This is a genomic window from Bradyrhizobium sp., from assembly GCF_036009065.1.
Taxonomy (GTDB): Bacteria; Pseudomonadota; Alphaproteobacteria; order Rhizobiales; family Xanthobacteraceae; genus Bradyrhizobium.
The window spans coordinates 21,214-27,760 of record NZ_DASYMN010000162.1; the positions used below are offsets into that span (position 1 = coordinate 21,214).

Genomic DNA, 6,547 nt, shown 5'->3' on the forward strand with positions numbered 1-6,547 from the left:
GATGGCGGAACGAATAGCCATAATCGGAGCGGGAATTGTCGGGTGCGTGGTGGCACACCAGGTGCGCGCGGCCAATCCGTCGGCGAAAATCCTGATGATCGAACGTGACCAGGCCGGCCTCGGTGCGTCACAACGCTCGGCCGGCGTTCATTTTTCGACCGGGCGAACGGAACGGGTGCGATCGATGTCGTTGTTCAGCGAGCGCTATTATGTCTCCCTGATGACGTGCAATCCGGCGGTTCCGATCTATCCGCTGAGTTTATACGCGGTGTCCTCTCATGCCGCCGCGCCGGCGCTACGCGAGTTCTTCGTGGCCCCCGGGAAGCTGGAAAGCACGGCGACGGACCGGCATTGGGTAATCCCCCTGCCCAAGGAATGCTCTGTGTGGTCGGTCCCTGGATGTCACCATGCCGACGTCGGCGCGCTTGCTCGCATGTTGGCCCGCGAATTGCGCGATCAGGTGACGCTGCTTGAGGGCGTTGCGGTGGAGACGGTTGCCGAAAGATCCGATGGTGTCGACTTGACGCTGACGACGGGAGAGATGGTCAGTGCGGAAAAGGTGATTCTGGTGCCGGGCCCATGGGTGAATGCGGATGGCTGGCGCGAACTGACCGAACCGCTGGGCGTGCGTGTGAAAAAAGTTGTGGCGCTGCATTTCGATCATCCGATCGAAGATACGGATGCCGCGATCTTGTTCCCGGAAGAAGATGCATTCATCGTGCCGCTGCGCGATCGCGGCCATTGGCTCTACAGCTATACGTGCGCGGAGTGGGATGTATCTCCCGACGGGTTGCGATCGGGGCTGAGCGACCGGAACCTCAAGGATGGGTGCGATGTACTTTGTCGCTACGCACCTGAACTCGCCCGTTCGCTGCGGTCCGGGCGGGTGTTTTGCGATGCCTACAGTCCGACGCGCGAGCCCCTGATCACGAAGGTTGGCAAATCAGGCAACGTCATCTTCGTCGGCGCGGCCAACGGATCCGGGTATCGCTTGGCGCCCGGCATCGCAGCCGAGGCCGTCAGTCTTTTGAACTAGCTCTCGATGCGAAGGAGCCACTGTCATGCGGATCGTGTCGACGGAGAAGATGAAGTTTTCACCGGCTTTCGGCATCGATATGGCCGCCATCGACACCTTCGTCGGTGGTGACCTGGCGGCTGGCTTCGGCCGCGTCGCGCCGGGTCAGGAAACGACGCCTCACCAGCACGACGAGGTCGAGGCATTTGTCATCCTGCGCGGTCAAGGTGAGATCGTGGTCGACAATGTCCCGCATTCGGCGAGGCCGGGCGTCGTTGCCGTGTTCGAACCGTTCGAGACACACGTCTTGCGGAACTGCGGCGAAGTGGAACTGCTGTTCCTGGATCTCTACCGCCGCGACGCCGCGCAGGCGGCGCGGGCGGCAAAGGAAACCGGCGCTCAACGCTTCGCGGATCGTCCGGTCTTTGTGTTTTCCACGCCGCCGACTCCGAATGGCGACTTGCATCTGGGGCATCTGTCGGGTCCCTACCTTGCAGCAGACGTCTTCGTGCGGTTTCAGCGATTGAACGGCGTCGAATCGTATCATTTGACCGGAAGTGACGACTTCCAGAGCTATGTCGTCGGACGGGCTCGCCAGGAAGGCAAGAAGCCGGGCGAAGTCGCCGCACATTACGCCGCTGAAATTCGCGCGACTCTGGAACTGATCGATATCCCGATCGATCAGTTCACCATCACCGGTACGGACCGTAACTATCCTGCCGGCCTGCGAGATTTTTTCTCCCGCGTCATCGCATCCGGAGCGGTTGTTAAACGCCGCGGCGATGCGCTGTTCGACGGCGAAAATGGCGCCTATCTCTATGAAGTCGATGTCGGCGGGAAATGTCCGACATGCGGATCCCCGACAAACGGCAATATTTGCGAAGAATGTGGTGAACCTAACTCATGCGTTGAACTCCTCGATCCAAAATCGAAACTTTCGGATACGTCGTTGCGGCGTGGAACGATCGAGCGCTATTCGCTGCCGCTTCACCGGTTTAAGGACGTCGTGCAGGATCACCACAGGCGTGGAAAAGTGTCGCCGCGATTGCAGGATCTCGCCGCCCGGGTATTTGCAAAGGGCGAAATCGACTTGCCCATGACCCATCCATCCCGTTGGGGTGTACGTCCGGCCGAAGATCCGGAAGGCGAGCAGGTGATATGGGTGTGGCCGGAAATGGCTTACGGCTTCCTTCATGGTATCGCGGAGCTCGGTCACCGGCTCGGTCGCGATTGGGCCGCCGATCAACCGCAAGACGATTGGAAGATCGTTCATTTCTTCGGCTACGATAATAGTTTTTATCATACGGTCCTGTATCCCATTCTCTACGAACTGGCTTTTCCGAACTGGCAGAATGACATCGAATATAACGTCAACGAGTTCTACCTTCTGGACGGACAGAAGTTCTCCACCAGCCGAAGGCATGCGATCTGGGGCAAAGACATTCTTACGCCGCAGACGGTCGACGCCGTACGCTATTATCTGGCGCTCACGCGAGGTGAGATCGAGCGAACCAATTTCGAGTTCGAGGCCTTCCAGCGCACGGTCTCCGAAGTTTTGATCGGCAAGTGGCAAGCATGGCTTGCCGACCTCGGGACGCGCGTGGCGACAGCTTTCGGCGGGTTGGCGCCGGATGCCGGCATCTGGTCACCCGGACAGAGCGCCTTTCTCGGTCGATTACAGGCGCGTCTCGACGCGATATCGGTGCACTACGGCGCCGACGGGTTTTCATTGAATGGTGTCGTTCGCGAAATGAACGGGCTTGTCGAAGATACGCTCAGATTCGTCGCCGCCAACCGGTTGTTGGCAGTCGACGCGGCTGCGCATGACGAATGGCGGACCGCCGTTGCGCTGGAGTTGGCGTCTGCGCAGTTTCTTGTGCAATGCGCGAGACCAGTCATGCCGCGGTTCAGCGAACGTCTTGCCGAGGCATTAGGAGGCTCTGTCGAGACGGTCTGGCCGACTAACGTCAAGCTCGTTCCGGCAGGCACGGCGATCAATTTGATGAGCGTGAAGTTCTTTTCGGTTCCCGAGTTGGTTGAACCGTCGAGAACGGCGCGGCCACGCCGGCTGGAATCCACGTTCTAAACCATCTGTCGAGGAGAGTGCCAGCATGACCGGTCGGCCTTTAAAGAGCGTCGTCAACAGCTCCGGGGGAACGGATGACGTCGGATACGCCTTCATTCTTCAACGCCTTGACGGCATGCTTCGCCGGATCTTGAAAATCGGTCACGGCGTGTCGGTCGCCGCATGTCCGCTGTCGGAACTCGGGCTGAGTTCAATGGGCGCCATCACCTTGCAGTATCAGCTTGAGAAGGAGCTGGGAGCCAATCTAACGATCGGCGATCTCCTCGAGGCGAAGAGCATCGACGATCTGGCCGTGACGGTTTTATCCCGTCTGCCGAGCCAGACTGAGGCTGGTGGACCGACGAATTGCAAAAGTGGGGTACTGATATGAGCCTTCATGAAGTACTCAACGCGGTTTCACGTCGTGGTCTCACTCTGCGTCTGGATGGCACGGACTTACGGCTGGAGGGGCCTCAATCGCAGATCGATTCAACCTTGGTTGCGTCCATTCGAGCGGTCAAGACCGAAATCGTTGCCCATCTGGCCGGCCTGCGGCCGGAGCGGCCTGCCACCGATGCGCCGCGTTTAGCATCAACGCCCATGCAACAGAGTTATTTCTACGGTCGACTCGATCACTTCGCGCTTGGGAACGTAGCGTCCCACGTCTATCATGAAATCGAGGGCAGCTTCGCTGCCGACAGGTTGCAGCGGGCGCTTGCGAAAGTCGTCGAACGGCACGGCGCGCTTCGGACGATCTTTCACGACGACGCGACGCAGACGGAATTGAACGCAATATCGCTGCCGCGGATCGCAATCAGCGATATGCGGACGGCTCAAGCTGCGTCAGCCGGCGGAGATGCCGCGCGCCTTGCGGTGCGCGCCGCGATGTCCCGCCAGATACTGCCTGCCGACCGGGCGCCGCTGATCGACGTGCGGCTGACGATTCTGTCGGACACCAACATGATCCTTCATGTCAGCCATGATGGCCTGATCATGGACGGCATCAGTTCTTTCCTGTTCTTTCGCGACTGGTGGCGCTTCTATCAGGAACCGGACCGACCGGTGGTGCCGCTCGAGGTTTCGTTTCGCAACTATGTCGAGGCTTTGGCGACGCGGGCCGGAACGCATGAGGCGAACCGCGCTCGCGTCTATTGGATGGGTCGTCTCGACAAGATTGCCGCACATCCGCAATTGCCGCGCAGGATTGATCCGGCCAGGATAGAATTTCCTGTTTTCGTCCGTCGTACGTTAGAGCTCGACGCGCCGCGATGGTCCCTGCTCAAGAGCCATTGCATGAGCGTAGGGTTGACCCCCACGGCGATGCTGGTGGCGGCCTATGCCGAGATTCTATCGCTATGGGGCGCGGGCGATCGTTTCACGCTCAACATGACCGTTGCCAACCGGTTGCAGATCCATCCCGATATCGATCAGATGATCGGCAATTTCACCGATTGTCTTTTGCTATCGGTGGAGATCGACCCGCGGGCGGGCTTTAGACAGCGGGCGCTGGATCTGCAGACCCGGCTGCGCGAGGCGATCGACCACCGGCAGTTTTCCGGCATCGAGGTGATGCGCGCGCTCGGACGGCGGGACGGGTCTGCGCAGGCCGCGCCCATGCCCTTTACGTTCAATAGCACGATCGGGGCGGTGGAGGATGGATCCTCGATCGCACTGTTCGGGCGGGAGACATTTGCGGTCAGTCAAACCCCGCAGGTTTGGTTGAACATCTTCCTGCTGGAGCGGGACGGCGCGCTTGTGGTGGAGACCGACGCCGTCGATGAGGTGTTCCCCGAAGGCCTGGTATCGGATCTGATGTCGGCCTATGGACGGTTGGTAGCAATCCTGGCGAACGAGCCGGCAAAATGGGAAGAATCACCTCAAGGTCTGCTCCCCGTCGATCAAGTGAAGCGGCGCCGCGAGGCAAATCAAACGGATGCCGCCGTTCCGCCCGGCCAGGCCTATAGTGGGTTTCTCGAACAGGTCTCCCGCGCCCCCGAGGCCTTGGCCATTGTAACGGCGGTGCGCCGGATCACCTATGGCGAACTGGCCGCTGCCGCTGCGGCGGTTGCGCGCTGGCTTCGGCATCAGGGAGTGAAACGTAACGATCTCGTGGGCGTCGTGATGCCCAAGGGGTGGGAGGAGATCGTCGCTATTCTTGGCACTCTGATGGCGCGGGGCGCTTATCTCCCAGTCGACTCGAATCTGCCGGGCAAGCGGATCGATCAGCTTTTGCATGATGGTTGGGTGCAATACATCGTTACGCGAAGCGATGTGCCGGCGACGATCGGTGCCGGGATTTCTCGTCTCGTCATCGACGAGGCGTTTCTGCAGCTCGATCCGCATATCGAGGGTCTTGATTACGTTCTGCCCGAGGCCGATCAGACCGATCTGGCCTACGTCATCTACACCTCTGGTTCCACCGGCATTCCAAAGGGGGTCATGATCAGCCATCACAGCGTGGTCAATATGGTCGCCGACATCACGCGGCGTTTCGGAATCGGCCCCGAAGACCGGCTTTTTGCGATCAGTAAGACTAGTTTTGATCTGTCGGTGTTCGATATCTTTGGGGCGCTGTCGAACGGCGCGGCGCTGGTCATTCCGGATGGCGATGCCGAGACCGACCCTGCGAAATGGCTCGCGCAGGCAAGCCTGTCCGGCGTCACCATTTGGAACTCGGTACCGGCACTTGTCGCTGCGCTTCTCGACCAGGCCACCATGGTCGGCCAGCCGTTGCCGCCGCAGTTGCGGCTTATCATGATGAGCGGTGATCGAATTCCGGTTTCGCTACCAAGCCGGCTGATGTCGCTCAAGGCGGATCTGCGGGTTGTCGCTCTCGGTGGCCCGACCGAGACGACCGTATGGAATATCCTTTACCCGATCGATCGCGTTGATCCGGCTTGGGTCAACATTCCCTATGGGAAACCCAACGCGAACAATCGCTACTACGTTCTGGATGCCTTCTTGCGCGAATGCCCCGACCATGTGCCGGGTGAACTCCATGCGGCGGGGGCCGGGCTTGCCCAAGGCTATTGGTCCGATCCGGAATTGACCTCGACTAGCTTCGTTCGTCACGCGCAGCTCGACGAGCGGCTCTACCGCACCGGTGATGTGGGACGCTATCTTTCCGATGGAAATATCGAAATCCTCGGGCGCGCGGATTTCCAGATCAAGCTGAACGGCTACCGGATCGAGCCCGGAGAGATCGAGACCCTGCTGAATCGTGATCCGGCCATCGCGGAGTCCGCGGTCGTTCGGCGGACCACCGAACAGGGACCGCATCTGGTGGCCTTTGTGGTCCGCGCCGGGGCAGGTTCCTTGAACGCCGAACTGGAAGGTCAACTTCGAAGACAACTGGCCGCGGCGCTTCCGGACTACATGGTTCCTCGCCGGTTCGTCTGGCTTGCGCAATTGCCGCTTACGGCCAACGGCAAGGTCGATCGCAGGCGGCTGCAGGACGAGGTGGAGGA

Annotated in this window: 4 protein-coding genes; all 4 read left to right on the forward strand. The window is 60.2% G+C overall.

Annotated features, from left to right (window positions below; translation table 11 throughout):
- Nucleotide 1 precedes the first annotated feature (1 nt).
- A complete protein-coding gene (locus VGP39_RS09775; RefSeq protein WP_327567906.1) occupies nt 2–1,036 on the forward strand; it encodes an FAD-binding oxidoreductase in 1,035 nt (344 codons plus the stop codon).
- Between the two features lie 25 nt (nt 1,037–1,061).
- Complete coding sequence (locus VGP39_RS09780; protein WP_327567907.1) at nt 1,062–3,101, forward strand: class I tRNA ligase family protein; 2,040 nt, start codon at nt 1,062–1,064, stop codon at nt 3,099–3,101.
- Between the two features lie 25 nt (nt 3,102–3,126).
- On the forward strand, nt 3,127–3,471 hold the full coding sequence (locus tag VGP39_RS09785) for an acyl carrier protein (RefSeq protein ID WP_327567908.1): 345 nt from the start codon (nt 3,127–3,129) through the stop codon (nt 3,469–3,471).
- Nucleotides 3,468–6,547 (forward strand): amino acid adenylation domain-containing protein (locus VGP39_RS09790; RefSeq protein WP_327567909.1); only part of this gene is annotated, 3,080 nt, incomplete at its 3' end. The genes VGP39_RS09785 and VGP39_RS09790, both read left to right, overlap by 4 nt.